The organism is Mesorhizobium sp. L-8-3 (genome assembly GCF_016756615.1).
GTDB lineage: Bacteria > Pseudomonadota > Alphaproteobacteria > Rhizobiales > Rhizobiaceae.
In genome coordinates this window covers 7,273,489-7,292,180 of the sequence record NZ_AP023262.1, presented here as the reverse complement: position 1 = coordinate 7,292,180, position 18,692 = coordinate 7,273,489, and the positions used below count along the sequence as shown (strand labels likewise).

Here is an 18,692-nt window from a genome sequence, read left to right as displayed (position 1 = left end):
CTGCGTCGCAATGCCGGAGGGGCAATATGCTCGACTTCTATTTTTCGTATCGTGGGGTACTCAAGCGCCTGCGTAGCGGTGCGCTCGGCGGCGAGATGGATCGCCTCGCGGAGCATTTCTTCACGCTTGGTTACAAGCGAGCATCGGCCAAGTGTTATCTGAGCCGGATTGCGCACTTTAGCCAGTTTGCCGCGACGCGCTCTGGTCCGATGCCGATCCTTCAAGATGTCGTCGATAGCTATTTGCGTACGTTTACTACGGATTCTCCGCGCATTGGGGCAGTGTCGGCGCTGGGACACGCACGGCGAGTGGCTCCGGAGCGGTTCATTGTTTCCGTTCCAAATAAAGAGGATGATCCGGACGCCCCGCTTCTGGCCTCCTTTTCGGACTATCTGCGTAGGGTACGGGGCCTGGAGCCGAAGACCCTCGAAGGCGTTCTTCTGGGCGGCCGCCGCTTTCTGGATTGGTTCCACCACCACCATCCTCGGCAAAACCTGGAGATGTTGACGGCTGAGCACGTCCTCGCTGCTGCCGAACATCGGCTGTCGCTATCGGCGACCTCCAGCAGCCGCACGGCAGCGACTTCTCACATTCGAACATTTCTTCGGTTTTTGTATTGGGCTGGCCACCATCGCCAAGATCTCGCCTGCCTTGTCCCAAGGACGCCCTCTTGGCGTTTAGCACATTTGCCGCCGCGCCTTGCATGGGATGACGTTCGGCAGGCGATCGATGCGATCGGCGCAACGACACCGGTCGACATCCGCGATCGAGCCGTCCTGCTGCTGCTCGCCACCACGGGCATTCGCAACGGCGAGTTACGCGCCATTCGGCTGAAGGATATCGACTGGCGTACCGGCGAGGTTTTTGTCCGGCGCACCAAGGGCAAACGTGATCGGGTGGTGCCACTCCTCGAGGAGACCGGCGCCGCACTCGCCGATTACATCCTGCGCGCTCGACCGAAGGTGGACAGTCCGTATCTGTTCCTGTCCTTCAAGCCGCCGCTGGGACCGTTCACGTGCGCATCGCCTGTTTCGAGGATCGTGCGGAAGCGGTTGCGGCATGGCGGGGTCGAACTCGGGCGGGTCGCAGGTGCGCATCTCCTGCGCCACAGCCTTGCCACCCAGCTCGTCAGGCAGCGAAGGCCAATCAACGAGATCGCCGATCTTCTTGGACACCGGAGTATCAATACAACGGCGCTGTACGTGAAGGTTGCGGCCTCACAACTCGCCGAGGTCGCACTCCCGTTTCCGGGAGGCGCGGTATGACCGTCTTTACCCAATTCCTCGGCGAGAAGGCCGAGCGTTACATCGAACTGCGCCACTCGCTCGGCTACTCTTTCAGCAAACAAGCCGCCACCTTGCGGGCTTTCGTCCGCTACGTTGAACACGCTCAGTTCGTTGCGCCCGCCACCCGGACGATGGCGCTGGACTTCGTCCTGTCGTTCGGTGGCGCCGCCAACAGCCGCACCACTCGTCACGGCGTGCTCCGCCGATTCTACGAGTATCTCACCATCTATGACGCCCAAACCGAGGCCTTGGAGCGCAGAGTCTTTCCCAGATCCAGGGCAATTCCGCCGCCGCGCATCCTCAGCGAGTCAGAGTTGGCGTCGCTCATCGACGCATGTGCGCGCATTTCGCCAGGCATCCCACTCAGGGGGCGGACGATGGCAACGCTGATCGGATTGTTGGCAAGTTCGGGACTGCGATCTGGCGAAGCGGTCAGACTTGATCGTTCCGACGTCGATCTGACCAGCGGGGTTCTTCTGGTTCGGAAGACGAAGTTCCGCAAGGACCGTCTCGTTCCAGTTCACACGACGACCCAGGCTGCCCTTCGCCACTACGCACGTGATCGTGACGCCGCTTTTCCCACGCCCAAGGACCAGGGCTTCTTCCTCAGCTCTCGTGGCAACCGCCTCTCAGCGACCGGCCTGCAAAACGGTTTTGCCGAGGTCCGCAAGCTCGCCGGCCTTGATGGCGGTAAGCCCTTAAGGCCGCACGATCTCAGGCACCGGTTCGCCGTGACCCGTCTCAGCTTCTGGCATCAACAGCGTGCAGACGTTCAGGCGTTGCTCCCGTTGCTCGCCACATATCTCGGCCACGCCAGCTACAGCGATACAGCTTACTACCTCACGGGTTCGGCGGATCTTCTCGCCATTGCGGCGGATCGCGCTTTCCTCGATGGAGGTGCAGCATGAGCGAACATATGCTCCTAGCGCCGCTCCTGGAATCCTACTTTCGCCGGCGCTTGACCAAGCAGCGCAACGCCACTCCCGCGACTGTCGCGAGCTATCGCGACGCCTTGCGCATGCTGATCCTCTTCGCCGCCGCCAGGTTGCGGAAGAGGCCGGCGGCGTTGGTGCTTGAAGATCTCGATCGAGACCTCATTCTCGCCTTTCTCGACGAACTCGAGGAGAAGCGGAACAACACCGTCGCCACGCGCAATGCCCGACTAGCTGCGATACGATCTTTCTTCCACCATGTGGCAGCGGCCGACCCGGCGTCCTTTGGTGTCGCGCAACGCGTTTTGACCATTCCCACAAAACGGGCACACATTGAGGTGACGCGCCACCTCACCAGCGCAGAAGTGGACGCAATCATTGGGGCGCCCGATCAGAGGACGCCCCGTGGCCGGCGCGACCGCGCGTTTCTGCTGTTCCTCGCGCGGACCGGCGCGCGCGTCTCCGAAGCCATCAGTGTCGATGCTGACGACCTTCAGTTGGAACGCCCGCGTTCGCAGGTGCTGTTGCACGGTAAGGGGCGCAGAGATCGCGTCATCCCCGTTCCTCAGGATCTGGCGAGAGCGCTGGCGGCCGTGTTGCGCGAGCGCGGTATCGCCAACCACGAACCACGACCGATCTTTGTCGGCGCCCACAATGAGCGCCTGACGCGCTTCGGGGCTACCCACATCGTACGACGAGCAGCGGCCAAGGCCGTGGCCGTAAGGCCGGACTTGGCTGAAAAGCCCATATCACCGCACATTTTTCGACACTCCCTCGCCATGAAGCTTCTCCAGTCCGGCGTGGATCTCTTGACGATTCAAGCCTGGCTCGGCCACGCACAGGTCGCCACCACCCACCGCTATGCCGCTGCGGATGTCGAGATGATGCGCAACGGACTCGAAAAGGCGGGCATCGAGGGCAATTACGGGGCGCGCTTCCGGCCCACCGATGCCGTTCTGCAACTGCTGGACAGCATCTAAGCTAAAACATTATGTGGCGGAGCACGCCAGATTTGGCAGACCCCGGCTGGCGCTAGGACGGCTCCGCCACAAAATCTCACCCGATGCATAAGTGCGGTTAGGTGGCGCGCCACCTAACCGCACTGTGGCGACGTGTTCGTGTTCCGCGCCAAGCGTCTCGATCGACTTCGCTGCACGGATCAGGCATGATCCTGGTGACGAAGTGGCTTGAGGCGGGCAAGTTCGTTTGGCCGCCGATCCGCGAGGGCTCAATGCAGATGAGTGCCCAGGAGTTCTCGCTTTTGCTGGCCGGTATTGACTGGACGCGCGTCAAACGAAACGCGGTGAAGAGGCCCTCAAAAGTAGGCTGATCCTATTGATTTTGCTTGAAGATTCAGGCTCATATGGTAGGGTCTGCCATGCCGCTTCGACCCGATCCCTTGCCCCAGGATGCTGCGCAATTGACCCGGATCATTCTCTCGCTCGACGAAGAGAACGCCGATCTCAAAGCGCGCGTTGCCTTCCTCGAGGGCCAGCTCTTTGGGCCAAAATCGGAGAAGATGACGACGATCGACCCGACGCAGGCGACGCTCGATCTGGGCGATCTCAGCGACATTCCCGAGGCGGCCAATGACGATGTTGCACCCGTGGCTGAAGGGTCAAAGCAGGAGCGACGATTGCCGTCACGCAACATCGGCCGTTTACCCAAGCACCTCCCGCGGTATGAAGAGCTCATCGAGCCGGAGAGCAAGATTTGCCCGTGCTGCTCGTTCGAACTGCATTGCGTCGGCACGGACGTGAGTGAGGCGCTCGACATCGTGCCGGCGGTTGTCCGGGTAAAGCGGGCGATCCGGCCGCGTTATGCATGCCGGGCCTGCGAAAGCGTTGTTGTGCAAGCGCCCGCGCCGGCGCGGGTGATGGACGGCGGCATGGTGACCACGGCGTTTGCCGCGCATGTCGCCGTTTCGAAGTTTGCTTGGCATTTGCCGCTGCATCGCCAGGCGCAGATGCTTGCCTCCTGCGGCGTGATCATCGATCGCGGCACGCTCGGCGCCTGGGTGACGCGGGTCGCCTGGTGGCTCGAGCTTCTCTACGATGCGCTTACCGCCTTCATCCGCTCCCAGCCTAGAGTGTTCTGTGACGAGACGCCGCTTCCGCGGCTCGATCCGGGGCGCAAACGCACCAAGCTTTGCCAACTCTGGGCGCAGGCGGTCGACGATCGGCCATGGAATGGTCCGGCGCCGCCGGCGGTGGCCTATACTTTTGCCGAAAGCCGCAGCGCTCGCGAGGTCGAGGGGCAACTGTCGTCGTTTGCCGGCGTGCTTCAGGTTGATGGCTATCAAGCCTATAAAACTTTGGCCAAGCGCAGGGGGAAGAGCAATGTCGCCCCCATGCGGCTGGCGTTCTGCCTTGCTCACGCACGACGCAAGTTCGTCGATGTCGTCAAGCTGACCGGCTCTTCGGAGGCGCTGTCGATCCTGGCCAGGATCGCCGAGGTCTATCGCATCGAGGCGAAACTGCGCGGCGAAAGTGCCGATACCCGGCTCACGGTACGGCGTCGCGAGACAGCACCCCATCATGAGAGAACTGAAGGTCCAGCTCAGCGAACTGAGCGAAGAGGTGTGGTCAAAATCGGCGCTTGGGAAGGCCGTCTCCTACGCGCTCAATCACTGGAGCGGACTGGCAGCCTTCCTGGAGGATGGCCGGATCGAAGTGGACTCCAATGTGGTCGAGCGCTCAATGAAATCGGTGGCTCTGACGAGGAAGAACTCGTTGTTCGTGGGCAACGAACGCGGTGGCAAGTCCTTCGCGGTCCTGGCATCGCTCGTCAACACAGCAAAACTTAACGGCGTCGATCCTGAAACCTGGCTTGCCGATGTGTTGGAACGCATCATCTCCGGCAAAGTGAAAGCCAACCGGATGGAAAGCCTCTTGCCGTGGGCTTGGAAGGCGGAACGCGAGGACATTGCAGATCAGGAGCGACGGGCGGCATGACAGAGAGCAGCCAGGGGACGGCGGCACGACCGAAGCTCGATGACGAGGCGTTCGAAGCCTTCATCAGGCCACGTCGTCCAGTGTCACCGATCTGGTCGATGAGCGGCCTCGACGGCTATCTCACGGCTCTCATCATCGGCCCGAGGTTTATCGACCCACGTCAGTGGATCCCGGAGCTGACCGGCCCGGAGGCCCTGAACCTGCCAGTGGAAACAACCGAGCATCGGGCCGTGCAGACCATCGTTGCGGAATACAACCGGATATCGGCGAGCCTCGCCGAAACGCCGAAAGACCACCGGCCCAGGTTCACCAAGATCGATGATCTAACTTTCGATGCCATGGACTGGGACGTCTGCTTCCTGATAGGAACCGGGTTCGCCCCCAAGCTGTGGCAGCCCGTCATTCGCGGCCATGCCGTCACCGGCGATATCATCGCGCCAATCCGCAAACTCAGCGAGACGAAACGGCCCGCCACCCACGAGGATGCTGCTGCCGTGGGCGAAGCCCTCGTCAACATCCGAAGCTACTTCATGCCAAAGCGCGCAAAGCAGAAGTCCTGAAACAACGGACGGCTCCTCGTCCGTCAACAGACTAAAGCCGTGGGCTGCTCGTCGCGCTCACTGCCATTCATCAGGAAAGTTCAGTATGACCGCCGGATCGCGTTGGACCGACTTCAAACGTTTTTGGGGTGCAAGAGTGTCATAGGCGATCCAAGGGCAATCAAAATTCACGGCAAAAGCAGATAACAGGTCGAACAACCGCTCGGATTGAGCAACGCCATCAGTCTGGTCGAGAAATCGGCCGAACTCGACCGCGAACGCCTCCCTAGCAGCCTCAAGCAAATGCATCGCGAGGACCAAAGAAATCGGATACTCTGGTTGGCGCCCCCTGAGGAGAGACAGCAGTCAACCGATGGCGTTCCATGATCTCTGCACCGCAGCAGTTGCATGAATGTTGTCGCTGGCCCACAAAGCTGCCGGTTGAAACGCTACGGCTCTGCGCGCCGTCCTCGGCAGCCCGGCATCGCCATATCTCTATCACCATTCAGGCAATGCACAAAGTTAATATAGTTTGAGAGTAATATGTACACTGTTTCAGAAGAATGGATATTGTTATATCTTTAGTTTCGACAATGTAACGATACTCGACTTATCTGGTTACGCTGACCCCCTGTACGCGTTCTGGGTGTGTCGGTTAGGCTGCGTGCCACTGCTATGCGTCAGAAGTCCAAGCTCAGACTGTTCTCACCTCGGGTGGGCGGTGTTGGTGACTTCGCCACCAGGCTCGTCTGCGCTTAGCGCGGTTCATGCAGGGGCAACCGCAAGCGGGATGGCGGTGCAGGTGACAAACGCAGCGACTGTAGGTGAGTTTTGAACCGGCAAAAGGAAAATGCAGCGTCACATGAACTGGCTCAGACATGAGCCTGATCACGTAAAGCCCGACTTAAACACCGCCTGTAAGAATATGTCATTAAGTCAGCATGTTAGGCGCGCGCCGGCGCGTGTTACCACTACATTTTGGGGGTGATCTCAGGCGAGTTGTTCGTCGAGGTTGTGTGGCAGAGCGGTGCCAGCTGCCTTGAAGACGTGGCCCACTTGGCCGGTGACGTGAGTTCTGGTTGTGACGATGCGACCATCCTTTTCGATGGTGGCTTCCTGGAGGCGGTCGAGATCGCGTAGGAGCGGCTGCCATTCGGGCGTCAGGCCTTTGGCCCGGCAGAGGCGGCGCAGTTCCTTGCTGAGCACGAGCGCCAGGAACGAGCAGAACACATGCCCACGGATGGCGGCATCGGATTGGTGGAAGATCGGCCGGGTATTGAAGGTTGCCTTGGCGGCGCGGAACAGGCTCTCGACCTCGAGCAGATCGCGATACCGCAGCACGGCCTGGAGCGGGGTCACCTTCGCGTTGGTCCGCACCACGGTGATACCGTCGTAGCGGGCTTCCTCGGCAAGCTTGCCGACATCGATCTTGAAGTTCTTGCCGCTGGCCTTGAGGTAACGCCGGTAGGCCGAGTTACCGACCAGTGCCTTGTCACCCTTTCTTGAGCTGCGCCTCGAGGCCGGCGATGATCGCCTGGCGGTCGGCCTTGTCCTTCTCGCCTCGGCGTCATTGCGGCTGACGATGTAGCGATCTTTACCGACCTTGACCTCTTTGACCCACAACTGAGTTTCACCTCGCTGGCGCTCGAGAACGAGCGGAACCATCGGCGCCGTGTCATTGAGCACGAGGTTGTGGATCACGCTGCTCGAGCGTTCCCGGGCCCCCAGAATGTATTCCATGCCCAGCTTTTCGAGCGCGGCGATGGTATCGGCGCTGATCATGCCGCGATCGGCGACAACGCAGGCGCGTGTGACGCCGAAGCGCGTTCGCAGCCGATCGACCACCGGCAACAGGACGGTCACGTCAGCGGTGTTGCCGGGCACCATCTCGGTGCAGATCGGCCGGCCCTCGCCATCAACGACCAGCGCCAGGATCATTTGCGCCAGATCGGGGCGCAAGTCCTTGGAATGCCCGCGCTTGCCCAGCGTCTCGCCGCCCGCGCCATGGAAGGACAACGAGGTTGTGTCCATGAACACAAGGCTGAGGTCGGTGAACAGGTCCTGCCGGCGCGCGAAGAGCTTTTCCTCAATCACGTCTTTCACGCAGCGCGCCACCAGCGCGCCTTGCGCCTTTTCGCCGAGTTCCTCGCCCAGCCACGCCATGGCCCGGTAAAAGTGATGGAGCGCCAGACCCTCGGCGCCCTCGATACCATAATCGGCCATCCAGTTCGCGCAGTCGCGGTCCGAGCCCGAGACGAACAGCCGATGCAACGTGCCAATGAACACCGCCCGTTCCACCGCAAAGCCGAACTGGCGCCCTTCCAGCACCTCTTCCAGCACATCGCCGATCCCGAGCCGCTGCCACAGCCGCCCGAACAACAGCGGACCGCCAATGCGGCGAGCGGCAATCCGCCCCGCGTCAATGTCGGACAGGATGAGGCTGCGTTCGCCATGGCGCGCAATCGAGGCCGCCAATCTGTCAAGTTCGCCGCTGGCAACCAGCGCATCCTTGCGGCCCAGCGCCTTTATCGTGCGCTGGCGAACGGTTTTGCCGTCGCGGACACTTTCCACGAGGTAGAGATAGCGATGGCCGCGCGCGACTCTCTCAACGACAAACATGCCAGCGTTGTTAGCGAATAAATGCCGTACAATCCATACAGAACCGCGATAACGGCACAAATGTTGTTACCACACATTTTCGCGCCGGAAATTCAATGCAAATGAATTCAATAGCTTAACGGACAGCGTTACAGCGTTCGCCATCCGTTCACCTCCAACTGTTCAAGTTGGGTAAAGGAGGTTCGCCTCATATTTGGAGGCAGAACTCCAAATGTGAGATCTGAGTGCGGCTCTCAAAGCACCAGATTCGTTACTAGTCTCGATGACCTCGCAGTGATCAGTCAGCCGATCGAGCAGCGGGTTGTCATCTTGGCGCCGGCCGGCGAAGACATTTGGCGATTGGCCGAAGGCGACGTTGGTGGTGACGATGATAGAGGTACGCTCGCAGTCGACTGATCAGCTGGAACAGCGGCTGACCGCAAGCCTGGGCGAAAAGCAGATAGCCGAGTTCGTCGAAGACGAGGAAGTCGAGACGGATGGGTAGTCACCAGATTTGCCGGTCCAGCACCGTCGATGAGGAAGGCTTCGCGCTGGTCGGCGACGAAGCGGCCGCTGGCTAACTAACTCGCGGGCATCGCATCGTTGACCGTTGCACAGCAAACTCCAAGCGTTCGTTGGCGAGCGGCAGCTTGGCTATGGTGAGCGGGAATTTAATCGAGCGCGCTTGGTTCTTGGAGACTTCGGCCGTCAATGTTCGCCGACAACCGCCGCCTGGCCCTCATATGAAGCGCGCGAACTCTGGCGTCCAGCTGCCATCGAGCTGGCCATCGGCTCGCCGCAACAGCATCATGCCTGAGCTAAAATCAACCTGACCAGGTTCCTACCGGCCGGCCAAGGTCTCCTCATCGATCTGAGGCTCTTTCGTGCTTTCGATGCCATCTATGTTTGGCGCGATCACCCGTTAACTGGCGTCACCTGCCCTGGTGCGGGGAGGTGAGGGGCCGCAGATTGCTTCTGTTCGCCAAGGGTTGGAAAGGGTGTGATCGACCAACTAATTAAGTCGACGGCACGCTGCAGTATAGCCTCGGTCTCAGCACGGCTGGGTGAGGCGGCGATGATATGTCCGATGGTGTCTCGGAAATCGCCTTTCCTGATGATCGGCGTCTTGGGTTCAACATACAACTTGACCTCGGCGACACCTGGTATGGCAGCCGCCCGGCTGTCGCCATCGATCCAATCGAGGATGCCATCGCGATCTGGAACGAGGAACCGCGCCGCCGCAGTCTGCGAATGCTTTCTGCGCAAATCCCATTCCTCGCCGATCACAAGCTTGAGGTGCTCGGCAATGGGATCGATACCGTAAGCCAGCTGAATCAGCCGAGGAGTGGTCCAACCCGGAAGACGCGGATTGACTTCGATGACTACTGGCCCACGCTCCGTCCACCGGAATTCAATGTTCGCTGGTCCCCAAGCAAGGTCGAGAGCGCGCAAACAGCTCAGTGAAACATCGGCGATGCGTTTATGCTCGCGATCAGTCAGCAGGGCCGGAAAGATGCTGCCACGAACGACGAAATGCGGTGGGCAGTCGAAGTCAGCGGCACCTACTGCAATGACCTCATTTCCCATTGTGTCAGCGCTACACTGGGGACCTTGTGCGAATTCTTCGATCAGTATCCTCGGCGAAGACCCGCATGTCGGCCCTCCAGACAGCAGAAAGGCCGTATGTTCGGCCAACTCGTCAGCGTTGCGGCACAATCGGACACCACAGCTGCCGCTGCCGACGGCTGGCTTAACAATCACCGGTAGGCCGATCTCCGTTGCAGAGCTTTCCACCTCCGTCGCATCCGCTGCCAGGCGATAAGCAGGCATTGGAACGCCGGCCGCCGCGAGGAGTTGACGTTGAGTGAATTTGTCGCAGCACTGTTCAATGGATGTCGGGTTAGGTCCTGGCAGATCGAAATGCCGGCAGAGCTTGCCAACTGTCGCATAGATCGACTCGTCGAGGCCCGAAAAGCCAGTAATGCCAGCAATGTCATAGGTCGCACGTAGCTGGGAACATTCGCGGATCAGCGCATCGAGATCGTCTGTATCGACACGGATGGCCTCAAGGCTTCCGGCCGCAAGATAGTCGTACTGAGCTGGATCGGCCGCCAGGATAATTGGATGAAGCCCAAGACGCTGGGCTGCTTTTATGTATAGCAGACCAACACTCCTGTGACCTTCGAGCAGGATGAGCGCTCTTGTTGCCATGGGCCATTGACTCCGACGTTGCGTGATGTGCGGTTCGAGCGTAAACGGGCATCGGTCTTAGTCGTGTTCGACCTCAGACGTTGCGGGTCAAGGTACCATTGTCAGTGATCCGCGCTCGCAAAGATTCTGTAAAGTTATTTGAAGGATCTGTTACAACGTTCGCTACCAGCTGCCGGGTGGCTCGGAACATCTCAACAAACGTCAGAGAGATGTGAGGTCCACGATACTAGTTTGACCTGTAAGAGTTTAAACTAATCTGCTCACGGCGTCATAGGGCAAGCGAATCATCCGCATCACCGATTCCCCGAAGGAACGCCACCGTAGCCAAGACTGAAATTAAGACCGCCACGGCCGCAGTCAAAGACATTCTGCTATCGAACCGGGATGGGCTGCATGAACTCATCCGGTTGGTGATGCCGGAGCTTCTGGAGGGAAGCGCTAGGCCGTTCGAAGGATAAGCGGACATCGGAGCGGCTCGGCTACCGCTCGGCCGCAACCTTGTCACCCATGTCGGCAAGCTGGAGCCGCGGGCTCCGCAGGACCGGTAAGTGGCGCTTCTCCACGGAGAAATTCGAGCGTTACTAGCTAGAGCGGGATGAGTTGAGGCTGAATCGGCGAGGATTGAACGAACCCGCTGACGCGGGATTGGCGTGTGCATTGGCTGGAATGGCCTCCTGATGGGAAGGTTTGGTTGCTGAGACCAACCCCTGACCAGGAGACCATCCCATGGCTGAAGCCACGACAGCGGTAAGCCCGCTGCGCTGTCGCATGATCGACGACATGAGCTTGCGCAACCTGTCGCCCGCGACGCAACGATCCTATCTGCATGCGGTGGCGAAGTTCAGCCGTTATTTCGGCCGGTCGCCGGATCGGCTGGGGCTGGAGGACGTCCGTGCGTTCCAGGTTTATCTGGTGTCGCAGGGCATTTCCTGGCCGGCACTGAACCAGACGGTCTGTGCGTTGCGTTTCTTCTACGGCGTGACGCTGGACCGGGCGGAGATCCCGGAGCGCATCGTCTATGCGCGCACGCCGCGCAAATTGCCGGCGATCCTGAGCGCCGACGAGGTTGTGCGCTTTCTGGAAGCGGTGCCATCGTTGAAGGCGCGCACTGCACTGACCACCGCCTATGCCGCGGGGTTGCGCGCCTCGGAGGCGGTGAGCCTCAAGGTGGCGGATATCGACAGCGACCGAATGGTGATCCAGGTCCGTCACGGCAAGGGCGCCAAGGATCGCACGGTCATGCTGTCGTCGCAGCTGCTCGGGATCTTGCGGACCTACTGGCGACTGGCACGCCCGGAGGACTGGCTGTTCCCCGGACGAGGCGACAAGCCGATCGACGTGCAGGTCCTTCACGCGGCCTGCCGCTCCGCGACCAAGGCGGCGGGTTTGGTCAAGCGGGTGAGCGTGCATACGCTGCGCCACAGTTTTGCGACTCACCTGCTTGAGAGCGGTACGGATATCCGGATTATCCAGGTGCTGCTGGGGCACAACAACCTCTCGACGACGGCGCGCTACACCCATGTGGCAACAAGCACGATCGCCAGGACGCAGAGCCCGCTCGACCGCCTGACGCTGGAGGTGGTGCCGCCCGCCTGAGCCCAGCGATGCGCTCCGAGCTGGAGGTGGCGGATATTTTCCGTCGCCATGATCATGCTTATCGTGTTGCCCATGACGGCCATCTCGGTCGCGTCGAGCGCCGCGTCATGTCCGCGATCGAGCTCTGCCGGACTGCGGCGCTTGGCGGTCATGTCGAGGCCTGTGAGGACTGCGCACATGCCCGCGTCTGCTATAACTCCTGCCGCAACCGGCATTGTCCCAAGTGTCAGAGTGCGACGCGCGAACGGTGGCTCGCCGACCGTCAGGCCGATCTGCTGCCGGTGCCTTACTTCCACGTCGTGTTCACGGTGCCGGCCGAAGTCACCGAGATCGCCTTTCACAATAAGGCAGTCGTCTATGCCATCCTGTTCGACGCCGTCGCCGCAACGCTCAAGACCATCGCCGCCGATCCGCGGCACCTCGGCGGGGAGATCGGGTTCCTGGCCATTCTTCACACATGGGGCCAGGCGCTCACCCATCATCCGCACATCCATTGCCTCGTCCCCGGCGGCGCTCTCTCTCCCGATGGGCGCTGGCTCAGCTGCCGGCCACGCTTCTTCCTGCCCATCCATGTCCTCTCCCGCCTATTCCGGCGGCTGTTCCTCGAGCGGCTCCAGGCGGCCTATGCGGCTGGGCGACTGCGCTTCTCCGGCACCCTCGACGGGCTCGGTCAGGCCCATGCCTTCGCGGCCGCGATCCGGCAGCTTCGTCGCAAGAACTGGATCGTCTATGCCAAGCCGCCGTTCGGCTCGCCCGAGCAGGTCCTCGCCTATCTCGGCCGCTATACCCACCGGGTCGCCATCGCCAACAGTCGCCTGGTCAGCGCCGACGAGACGAGCGTCACCTTCCGCTGGCGCGATTATCGTCACGGCAACGCGCCCAGGCTGATGTCGCTCGATCCGCACGAGTTCATCCGTCGCTTCCTACTGCACTGCCTGCCCGACGGCTTTCACCGCATCCGCCACTATGGCTTCCTCGCCAATGGATGCCGCCGGACCCGACTCGCCATCATCCGGCAACTCCTGGTGGCGATGAAGCTCGCTCCGACCGCCGCAGCCGGCGAGACTACCAGGCCGCTCCCGCGCTTTGACCCAACCGTCTGTCCCTGCTGTGGTGGCATTCTGCGCATCACCGCCACACTGCCGCGATGGCGCACCGGGCCGTCACGACCGCAGCCGGATACCTCATGACGACAGGATGTCGCCCCAGCATCGATCGTGGCAGCGTCGCGGCATCAGCGTCGACGGACGCAATGACCCCCCATATCGTCATCTTCCCGACCAGCCCGAAGAGCAGAAGCATTACCCCGCAGCCCGCCCAAAGATGCCACCGGGCGCGTCGATCGCCTCGGTCAACGTCGGCGTCTCGGCCTCGTCTTCACCGACATGGCAGCATTGCATCACACCAAGCCGCTCACCTGGAACAGGCTTCGCGACACTAATCCCATAGCGCGTGGCCGCGTCAGCGGGTTCGCTCAATCCGACTTCAATGAGGTCGCGCACCGCGCCAAGCCAGACCATCTCCGCCGCGCGACCTCACAGAAGCCTCCAGATTCCCTTAGGCGCGCAAATCTGATTCATATGTGGACGCCCCTGATTGGCAATGGCTTTTGGTGAGCTTCTGATCGGTCGCTTTCATATGTCCGGCCTGTTTGTGCGGAGCAGTTTCCGCTGGCCCTGATGGAAATCCGCGAACGAGATCCCTGATCAAGCTGGCGCATTCGAGACGCATTGAATCACACGGGGTGTTCTCGTTCTTGGTCGATCATCTCGCATCACGTTCTGCCGTCACCAATTCCTGTGTTTGCCTGTAGCGGCTGGCGGCCGTCAGCAGGCGCTGATCCGATATGGGCTGAACTGCTGCCCGCGGGCGAGAAGAGCCCAGGCGATCCGCGCGGTCTTGTTGGCGAGAGCGACCGAGACCAGCCGCACCGGTTTCTTCGCCAGCAACGATTGCAGCCACTGGGCTCCTGGCGTCTGCTTGCCCCGGTTGTGACGGATCACGGCCGTAGCGCCGACGACAAGCAGCCGGCGAAGATAGCGGTCTCCCTGCTTCGAGATGCCGCCGAGACGTTGTCGGTCACCGCTCGAGTTCTGTTTGGGGACGAGGCCGAGCCAGGCTGCGAACTGGCGCCCGGAGCGGAACTGGCCGGGTTCGCTGACGGTGGCCACGATCGCCGTCGCGGTGATCACGCCGATGCCAGGAACGGCCGCCAGGCGCCGGCTCGCTTCGTTCTGGCGATGCCATTCGTGCAAGACCTTGTCGAGCTTCCGGAGTTCGTCTTCCAGTTCGAGGAGCCGGCGAACCAGCGTCGTCATCGCCACCTGCGCCATCTCAGGAAGCATAGTCTGTGGATCATGCTCGTCGAAGACGGCACGCATCAGCTTTATGAGGTTCACCACACCCGGGTTACAGACCAGTCCGAACTCCGCCAGATGCGCCCGCAGGGCGTTTGCAGCCATGGTGCGCTGGCGCACGACCAAGGCTCGGGTCCGATGAACCATCAGGATGCTTTGCTGTTCTGGCGTCTTGACTGGAACGAAGCGCATGGTCGGGCGCCGGACGGCTTCGCAGATCGCCTCGGCATCCGCGGCGTCGTTCTTGCCCCGCTTCACGTAGGCTTTGACATAGGCGGGCGGCATCAGCTTGACCTCATGCCCCAGCACCGCCAGGGCTCGCGCCCAATGATGCGCCGTCGCACAGGCTTCCATGCCGATCAGACAGTTCGGAAGCTTGGAGAAGAAATTGATCATCTGCTTCCTGAGCAGCCTCTTCACCACGACGACGGTGCCGTCATCGGCAATGCCATGAACCTGGAATACGCTTTTGGCCAAGTCGAGCCCAATCGTTGTAACCTTCATGTAAACGCTCCTTCCTCGGTGGTTCCGATCATCAACGGCCACCTTAAGGCACATCGATGCCGGCGCGAGGGGGCGTCCACCTCATCAACCTGCTTGCTGAGCAAGGAGGTCAGCATGGATGGGCAAGCCTTATTCTATGGATCTTCGCGAACGGGTTGTTGCGTCGGTTGAGCGAGAGGGGCTGTCGCGACGGCAGGCGGCAGTGCGCTTTGAGGTTGGGATCAGCACGGTCATCAGATGGGTAAGCCGCTTGCGCGAGACGAGCAGTCTTGCGCCTGGCAAGATGGGTGGGCACAGGCCGAAGAAGATTGCCGGAGAGCATCGCGAGTGGCTGCTGGTGTGCTGCCGAGCTGCGGATTTCACACTGCGCGGTCTTGTCTGCGAACTTGGCGAGCGCGGCCTGAAGGTCGATTACCGCTCGGTGTGGGAGTTCGTCCACGCCGAGAAGCTCAGTCACAAAAAAAGACGCTGATCGCGGCTGAGCAGGATCGCCCGGATGTGGCGCGCCGGCGGGCACAGTGGGCAAAGTATCAGGACCTGCGCGGCGACAATCAAGGTGAGACTCGCATTGCCTCGCCTGAATTGTTCCCGAATATTCAACCGTTGCCTCACATAAGTTGCTCCCTACCGAGGGGTATGAGCAGGGGCGACGATGGGACGGCTGAGCATGGCGACAAGGAAAGAACTGACGACGGCGGTTTCAGAGCGCTATCGTGCTTCGACGCGAGCGGAGAAGGCGAGAATTTTGGATGAGTTCGTCGTCATCACGGGCTTTCACCGCAAGCACGCGATGCGGCTGCTACGACGCCGTGAAGGGCCGTTTTCAGGCCGGCGAGCGCGGCCGCGAATTTATGATGAAGCGGAACGCAATGCGCTCATATTGCTCTGGGAGGCGTCTGACCGCGTCTGCGGCAAGCGGCTGAAAGCGTTGCTGCCCGTCCTTATCGAGGCAATGGAACGGCACGGTCATTTTGACCCAGCGCTGGAAATCCGGGGCAAATTGCTGGCGATGAGCGCGGCCACGATCGACAGGACGCTGCGACCGATCCGAGAAGGCCTGGGACGTCCCCGACGACGGCCCGCGGCGCACGCCCTGCGACGGAGCATTCCCATTAGAACGTCGGCGGATTGGGACGATCCTGCGCCAGGCTTCGTTGAGGCGGACCTCGTGGCCCATAGCGGCCCTTCGACTCGCGGCAGCTTCATCCAAACGTTCGTGCTCACCGACATCGCGACCGGCTGGACGGAATGTGCGCCCCTGCTGGTTCGCGAACAGACACTGTTGAGCACGGTGCTCACTGAATTGCGCAAGCAACTGCCCTTCGCGCTTCTGGGCCTAGATACGGACAACGACACCGTTTTCATGAACGAGACGCTGAAGGCCTATTGCGACGCCGCCAACATCGTCTTCACGCGCTGCCGCCCCTACCGCAAGAATGACCAGGCCTTTGTTGAGCAGAAGAATGGCGCCGTGGTGCGTAGGATGGTCGGATATCGTCGGTTCGAGGGGCTGGAGGCCGCCACGCTGCTAGCGAAGCTCTACCGGTCAGCGCGGCTGTTCGTGAACTTCTTTCAGCCATCGTTCAAGTTGATCGCGAAGCAGCGCGACGGCGCACGTATGCGCAAGACGTATAGTCCGCCAGCTACGCCGCATCAGCGTCTGGTTGCCGACGCTCGCACCTCCGATGCAGTCCGCTCCCGTCTGCAGGAAATCTACGCCGGGCTCGATCCTGTCCTGCTATTGCGCGATATCCGCGCCGTGCAGGAGCGACTCGCTGCGCTTGCCGATACTTCGCAGGCCATCCGCCCTGACGGCACAGCTCAACCAATCGACCTTTTCCTGGCGAGTTTGCGGACAGCTTGGAAGGACGGAGCTATCCGGCCGACGGATCGCCCGATTGTGAAGGCCAAAAGAGGGCGGCGGCGTCCTGACCCTCTCGTCAAGGCAACTGCCGACTTGCGAAATTGGTTCGAAGCCGAACCATGGCGAACCGGCAGCGAACTTCTGTCACGACTGCAGGCCGAGTATCCCGGCGATTACCCGAACAAACTGCTTCGAACACTTCAGCGTCGGCTGAAGGTCTGGCGCAGCGAACAGGCGGACGCGCTGCTGTTTGGCCCCTTAAACAACGGGCCACCGATCCCGGAGATCGCAAGGCCAAACTGAGGCTTCCTGGCGCTCGCCAAGGAGGCCCGACGCTCCGAAACCCCGGCCATCTCCGCGCCGGGCCTCCTTCACCCAAGCCGGGAGCAAAATGGATGAGGCAACATTCGAGCCTCAGGGAGCATCGTTACGTGAGGCAATACGGCGTCTCATCCTGATCGTCGCGCTATAAGGACCGGATCGATGCTTCTCGTCTGGTGTTCATCGACGAGACCTGGACCAAAACCAACATGGCGCCGCTCAGGGGATGGGCGCCACGCGGCGAAAGGATCAAAGCCAAGGTGCCGCACGGCCATTGGAAGACCATGACCTTCTTGGCGGCACTGCGCCACGATCGCGTCGAAGCACCGTGGCTCATCGACGGGCCGATCAACGGCGAGCGTTTCCAGCTCTATGTCGATGAGGTTCTCGTCCCCACCCTCAAGTCCGGCGATATCGTCGTCATGGACATGTGTGGACGCCCCCGTTGGTGCAAGAAGAATCTTTCGAAGAGCACGGAGCGTGGTCGGGTGCTGACATGTGTCCGGCCTCTGTTGCGGCTGTCACATGCCGCGGGCCTGTATGGGAGTTCGCGGAGCGGGTCCAATTCAATCTGGCGCGCTCAAGGCGCGTATCCATGATCTGGTTTTCCCGATCCCGTCTCGTTGACCGTTGCGCCATACTCTCCGTTTGACCTTCTCACACTTTCGAGGCCTTCTGGCCGAGCGGAACTAACCCGCCACGGCTGGAGCCCGATAAGTTCCGCCTTTCGCCATCAGTGCCCAGACGATGCGTGCAGTCTTGTTGGCAAGCGCGACGATCACCAACATGGGCGGCTTGCGGCCCAAGATGCGCATGAGCCATGGGTCCGCAGATTTCCCCTTCCGCATTGCCCAGCGTACGGCCGCGCTGGCCCCTATGATCAGCAGCCGGCGTAGCGTTCGCTCGCCCATCCGAGACGTCTCGCCGAGCTTCTGCTTTCCGCCCGTGGAGCGTTGCAGCGGCGTGAGGCCGAGCCAGGCCGCGAAGTCTCGCCCCCTCTTGAAGGTTGTCGCCGATGGAGCCAGAGCAGCAAGTGCCGTCGCGGTGATCGGCCCTATGCCGGGAATGGTCATCAATCGCCTGGCTTCTGCATCCTCCTTGGCACGCCGGGCGATCTCGCGGTCGAGCACGGCCACTCTCTCATCCAGCGACCGCAACTGTGCAACGAGCAGAGACAGGATCGGACGGGCAGCTTCGGGGATGGCGGTACCTTTGTCCTCAATCGCCGTGACAAGCTTGGCGGCATGGAAGAGACCCTGTGCAGCCACGAGTCCGAATTCGGCAAGATGGCCCCGTATCGCATTGATGGTCTGGGTCCGCTGACGAACCATAAGATCGCGAACGCGGAACACCATTGCCGCAGCTTGCTGCTCTTCGCTCTTCACCGCCACGAACCGCATGGTCGGCCTCTGGGCTGCTTCGCAGATCGCCTCAGCGTCAGCGGCATCGTTCTTCTCTGGTTGCCGCCCTCGATGCAAGAAGCCTTCCAACCTGATGTGCCCGGTGATCGAGTGCGTTCTTCTCTCAGGC

General features: G+C 61.1%; 14 protein-coding genes and 6 pseudogenes. 13 read left to right on the top strand and 7 right to left on the bottom strand.

The window, feature by feature from the left end:
* Window positions 1-26: 26 nt before the first annotated feature.
* From JN302_RS33740 to JN302_RS33715, 6 genes and pseudogenes are all read left to right on the top strand, one after another.
* On the top strand, window positions 27-1,265 hold the full coding sequence (locus JN302_RS33740; protein WP_202296176.1) for a site-specific integrase: 1,239 nt from the start codon (window positions 27-29) through the stop codon (window positions 1,263-1,265).
* On the top strand, window positions 1,262-2,194 hold the full coding sequence (locus tag JN302_RS33735; protein WP_202296179.1) for a tyrosine-type recombinase/integrase: 933 nt from the start codon (window positions 1,262-1,264) through the stop codon (window positions 2,192-2,194). The genes JN302_RS33740 and JN302_RS33735 overlap by 4 nt, the downstream gene beginning before the upstream one ends.
* Window positions 2,191-3,198 carry a tyrosine-type recombinase/integrase gene (locus tag JN302_RS33730; RefSeq protein WP_202296181.1) on the top strand — a complete coding sequence of 336 codons (1,008 nt, stop codon included), beginning with the start codon at window positions 2,191-2,193 and terminating at the stop codon, window positions 3,196-3,198. The genes JN302_RS33735 and JN302_RS33730 overlap by 4 nt, the downstream gene beginning before the upstream one ends.
* A gap of 117 nt (window positions 3,199-3,315) precedes the next feature.
* A pseudogene (gene tnpB / locus JN302_RS33725) lies at window positions 3,316-3,548 on the top strand (IS66 family insertion sequence element accessory protein TnpB); the annotation flags it as partial.
* 48 nt (window positions 3,549-3,596) lie between these two features.
* Window positions 3,597-5,172, top strand: a pseudogene (tnpC, locus tag JN302_RS33720) (IS66 family transposase).
* Window positions 5,169-5,732, top strand: a complete 564-nt coding sequence (locus JN302_RS33715) for a UPF0149 family protein (protein ID WP_202330508.1) — start codon at window positions 5,169-5,171, stop codon at window positions 5,730-5,732. Before tnpC ends, JN302_RS33715 begins: the two are co-directional and overlap by 4 nt.
* A gap of 57 nt (window positions 5,733-5,789) precedes the next feature.
* On the opposite strand, the gene JN302_RS33710 is transcribed toward JN302_RS33715, so the two are convergent.
* From JN302_RS33710 to JN302_RS39435, 3 genes are all read right to left on the bottom strand, one after another.
* The gene (locus tag JN302_RS33710; RefSeq protein ID WP_202334600.1) at window positions 5,790-6,020 is read right to left on the bottom strand and encodes an autoinducer binding domain-containing protein; all 231 of its coding nucleotides are present in this window, start codon (window positions 6,018-6,020) and stop codon (window positions 5,790-5,792) included.
* Between the two features lie 681 nt (window positions 6,021-6,701).
* On the bottom strand, window positions 6,702-8,330 hold the full coding sequence (locus tag JN302_RS33705) for an IS1634 family transposase (RefSeq protein WP_202330507.1): 1,629 nt from the start codon (window positions 8,328-8,330) through the stop codon (window positions 6,702-6,704).
* A 162-nt stretch (window positions 8,331-8,492) separates the two neighbouring features.
* Window positions 8,493-8,699 carry a hypothetical protein gene (locus tag JN302_RS39435; protein WP_274609294.1) on the bottom strand — a complete coding sequence of 69 codons (207 nt, stop codon included), beginning with the start codon at window positions 8,697-8,699 and terminating at the stop codon, window positions 8,493-8,495.
* On the opposite strand from JN302_RS39435, the gene JN302_RS39710 reads away from it, so the two are divergent.
* Window positions 8,689-8,814, top strand: coding sequence for a hypothetical protein (locus JN302_RS39710; RefSeq protein WP_274609242.1), 126 nt, complete (start codon window positions 8,689-8,691; stop codon window positions 8,812-8,814). The genes JN302_RS39435 and JN302_RS39710 overlap by 11 nt on opposite strands.
* Window positions 8,815-9,224: 410 nt before the next feature.
* Here the strand turns inward: JN302_RS39710 and JN302_RS33700 are convergent, their stop codons facing one another.
* Window positions 9,225-10,520, bottom strand: a complete 1,296-nt coding sequence (locus tag JN302_RS33700; RefSeq protein ID WP_202330506.1) for an ATP-grasp domain-containing protein — start codon at window positions 10,518-10,520, stop codon at window positions 9,225-9,227.
* A gap of 299 nt (window positions 10,521-10,819) precedes the next feature.
* Here JN302_RS33700 and JN302_RS33695 point away from each other — a divergent pair.
* The 3 genes and pseudogenes from JN302_RS33695 to JN302_RS33685 form a co-directional block, all read left to right on the top strand.
* Window positions 10,820-11,102 (top strand): annotated as a pseudogene (locus JN302_RS33695) (transposase); the annotation flags it as partial.
* A gap of 144 nt (window positions 11,103-11,246) precedes the next feature.
* Entirely contained in the window at window positions 11,247-12,116 is an 870-nt protein-coding gene (locus JN302_RS33690) for a tyrosine-type recombinase/integrase (RefSeq protein ID WP_202330505.1), read from the top strand.
* Between the two features lie 8 nt (window positions 12,117-12,124).
* Window positions 12,125-13,306, top strand: coding sequence for an IS91 family transposase (locus tag JN302_RS33685; protein WP_202330504.1), 1,182 nt, complete (start codon window positions 12,125-12,127; stop codon window positions 13,304-13,306).
* Window positions 13,307-13,417: 111 nt separating this feature from the next.
* Here the strand turns inward: JN302_RS33685 and JN302_RS33680 are convergent, their stop codons facing one another.
* On the bottom strand, window positions 13,418-13,636 hold the full coding sequence (locus JN302_RS33680; RefSeq protein ID WP_036240937.1) for a hypothetical protein: 219 nt from the start codon (window positions 13,634-13,636) through the stop codon (window positions 13,418-13,420).
* A 306-nt stretch (window positions 13,637-13,942) separates the two neighbouring features.
* Entirely contained in the window at window positions 13,943-14,977 is a 1,035-nt protein-coding gene (locus JN302_RS33675) for an IS110 family transposase (protein WP_202330503.1), read from the bottom strand.
* A 118-nt stretch (window positions 14,978-15,095) separates the two neighbouring features.
* Between JN302_RS33675 and JN302_RS33670 the strand changes: the two are divergent.
* From JN302_RS33670 to JN302_RS33660, 3 genes and pseudogenes are all read left to right on the top strand, one after another.
* Window positions 15,096-15,511: pseudogene (locus JN302_RS33670) on the top strand (IS630 family transposase); the annotation flags it as partial.
* Between the two features lie 118 nt (window positions 15,512-15,629).
* Window positions 15,630-17,144 (top strand): ISNCY family transposase, encoded by a 1,515-nt coding sequence (locus JN302_RS33665; protein WP_202330469.1) that lies wholly within the window; start codon window positions 15,630-15,632, stop codon window positions 17,142-17,144.
* 164 nt (window positions 17,145-17,308) lie between these two features.
* Window positions 17,309-17,599 (top strand): annotated as a pseudogene (locus tag JN302_RS33660) (transposase); the annotation flags it as partial.
* A 252-nt stretch (window positions 17,600-17,851) separates the two neighbouring features.
* Here the strand turns inward: JN302_RS33660 and JN302_RS33655 are convergent.
* A pseudogene (locus tag JN302_RS33655) lies at window positions 17,852-18,619 on the bottom strand (IS110 family transposase); the annotation flags it as partial.
* Window positions 18,620-18,692 lie beyond the last annotated feature (73 nt).